This window comes from Hyphomonas sp. (assembly GCF_040882205.1).
In the GTDB taxonomy this organism is placed as follows: Bacteria; Pseudomonadota; Alphaproteobacteria; order Caulobacterales; family Hyphomonadaceae; genus Hyphomonas.
In genome coordinates this window covers 1-2,167 of sequence record NZ_JBBEBT010000299.1, presented here as the reverse complement: position 1 = coordinate 2,167, position 2,167 = coordinate 1, and the positions used below count along the sequence as shown (strand labels likewise).

The following is a 2,167-nucleotide window of genomic DNA, read 5'->3' as shown; positions in this document are numbered from 1 at the left end:
GTCATCCCGCACGCTTACCGCACCGCCGATGAGCCGCCGGGGCCCGAACAGGTCGACTGGCTCTGCCGCGAGGCGCTCGCCCGCCTCGGCTTCGGCACGCCCGGCGACATCCAGCGCTTCTGGGCCGCCGCCGATCTCGAGGAAGTCAAAGCCTGGACCGGGGCGCAGGCTGGCCTCGTCCCGGTCGAGATCGGTTCGGCGGACGGCAGCTGGTCCGCCGCGCTGGCCCCGGCCGATATCGAGGCCCGCCTCGCCGCCGCCGAAGCGCCCACCTCGCGTCTGCGCATCCTGAGCCCCTTCGACCCTGTCATCCGCGACCGCGCGCGCCTGAAACGCCTCTTCGGTTTCGACTACCGCATCGAAATCTTTGTCCCCGCCGAAAAGCGCATCTGGGGCTATTACGTCTATCCGCTGCTCGAGGGCGACCGCATGGTCGGCCGCCTCAGCGCCAGGGCGGACCGGAATGCGGGCAGGCTGACGGCCGAGAAAATCTGGACCGAGCCCGGCATCGCCTGGACCCCGGCGCGCGCCGCAAAGCTCGAAGCAGAGCTGATCCGCTTCGCCCGCCTGATCGGGGCCAGCGAAGTCACCGGGCCGGGGGGCAGCAATCTGGACATTCCGGGCCTCTAGGGGCAAAAGGGCACTCATGGACCGTCTGGAAAAGCTCTGCATCGAAAAAGGCCTCCGCATGACGGAGCCGCGGCGCGTCATCGCACGCGTTCTCTCTGTCGCGGATGACCATCCGGACGCCGAGGAACTGCACCGGCGCGCCAACTCGCTCGACGCCTCGATTTCGCTTGCCACCGTCTACCGGACCGTCAAGCTGTTCGAGGATGCCGGCATCATCCAGGCCCATGATTTCCGTGATGGCCGCGCGCGTTACGAGGAAGTGCCCGAGGAACACCATGATCACCTGATCAACGTGAAGACCGGCGCGGTCGTCGAGTTCCACTCGGCCGAGATCGAGAAGCTGCAGGAAGAAATCGCCCGCAAGCTCGGTTTCCGCCTCGTCGATCACCGCCTTGAACTCTACGGCATCCCGATCAAGGACGGCGAATAGGCGCCAGGTTCCGCGCCCCGCCCGGACCGAAAAAAATCCTCAATCTTGTCATACCGGCAAAACACGAAAGCCGGGATGCTGATTGTATGGCACAAACCTCAATACGGGCTGCGCGCATGCTGAAAAATATCAGACTGGCCTAGGGCTTTCGCCGGGGTGACGGGTCTTGAGTTTGTGAAGCAGGTAGACTTCGAGAGCGCGAACCCCGCCCCTTACTCCTCCGGCACAAGCTTGAAGATGCCGTCGAAATCCTTGCTCGCGATATAAAGATAGCCGCCGGGGCCCTGCACTACATCGCGGATCGAGTATTCGTTCTTCAGGAGGTCTTCTTTTCCGACCACCTTGCCGCCTTCCAGATCGATCCGCACAAGGACGAGCCCGCTCGGCCCGTTCATGCCGCCGGTGAAAAGGTCGCCTTTCCAGCCCGGGTAGACATCGCTGGTCAGCATGCTCAGGCCCGAAGGCGCAATCGACGGCACCCAGTAGGTCTCCGGCTGCGTCATGCCCTCGGCTTCGGTCTTGTTGGTGATCACCGTGCCATCATAGTTCACGCCGTAGGTGATCTTCGGCCAGCCGTAATTGGCGCCCTTGGCGATGATGTTCAGCTCGTCGCCGCCCTTGGGACCATGCTCGGTTTCCCAAAGTGTGCCGGACACGGTGTCATAGTAGAGCCCCTGCATGTTGCGGTGGCCATACGACCAGACAGCCGGATTGCCCGAGGCGCCGTCCGCAAACGGATTATCCGCCGGGACCGAGCCATCCGGATTGATCCGGATGATCTTGCCATGCGTTGTCTTCGGGTCCTGCGAGAGGTCCATGTACTTATAGCCTTCGCCGATGGTGACGAACAGCGTGCCGTCATTCGCGAAGGCGAGGCGCGAGCCATAGTGATAAGTCGTGTCGCGCAGGTCGCCGCGGAACAACTCTTCGACCGTCTCCAGCGCCGTATGGTCATCGCTGAGGCGGCCGCGTACGACCAGCGTCGAGTTGGCTTCCGGCGTGCCGGACGAGAGCGAGACATAGACCAGCCGGTTTACTGCAAAGTCCGGATCGAGCGCGAGGCCGAGATAGCCGCCCTGATCGGCCACCAGCGCCGGCGGCAGGCCG

The 2,167-nt window shown here is 63.9% G+C and carries 3 protein-coding genes; 2 read left to right on the top strand and 1 reads right to left on the bottom strand.

The window, feature by feature from the left end:
* On the top strand, nucleotides 1–630 hold a 630-nt coding region (locus tag WEA77_RS12810), incomplete at its 5' end, for a crosslink repair DNA glycosylase YcaQ family protein (RefSeq protein ID WP_368068272.1).
* A gap of 16 nt (nucleotides 631–646) precedes the next feature.
* A complete protein-coding gene (locus WEA77_RS12805) occupies nucleotides 647–1,060 on the top strand; it encodes a Fur family transcriptional regulator (protein ID WP_368068271.1) in 414 nt (137 codons plus the stop codon).
* A gap of 212 nt (nucleotides 1,061–1,272) precedes the next feature.
* Here WEA77_RS12805 and WEA77_RS12800 read toward each other — a convergent pair.
* Nucleotides 1,273–2,167 (bottom strand): PQQ-dependent sugar dehydrogenase (locus WEA77_RS12800; RefSeq protein ID WP_368068270.1); only part of this gene is annotated, 895 nt, incomplete at its 5' end.